The 255-nt window shown below is 49.8% G+C and carries 1 protein-coding gene; it reads right to left on the bottom strand.

Going from position 1 to position 255, the window contains the following annotated elements; genetic code table 11:
• A partial coding sequence (locus KP803_RS21840; protein ID WP_248010957.1) for a hypothetical protein occupies positions 1–255 on the bottom strand: 255 nt, incomplete at both ends.

The following is a 255-nucleotide window of genomic DNA, read 5'->3' as shown; positions in this document are numbered from 1 at the left end:
TTCTGTCACAGGATCGGGACTCACCACCGTCAGTACTGGTGTATCGGCGTTATCTTCGCCATCCAGATCATCAACAATCGTCGTATTACCCGCACCATTTAGGTCGAGCACTTCACCTTCGTCACCTATCTCACCATAGACATTTACATCAAGGCCAAAGCTCTCTACCCCTTCAAAAATCTCATCGTTCAACGTGCCAAGACTGACACTGATTTCTGTGGCATCACCCGGTATGACGAGATTGCCCCCGTTGGC

It is taken from the genome of Vibrio amylolyticus (assembly GCF_023145695.1).
GTDB lineage: Bacteria > Pseudomonadota > Gammaproteobacteria > Enterobacterales > Vibrionaceae > Vibrio > Vibrio amylolyticus.
Note: the sequence above shows the minus strand (reverse complement) of the source record. Positions and strands in the feature narration are given on the sequence as shown.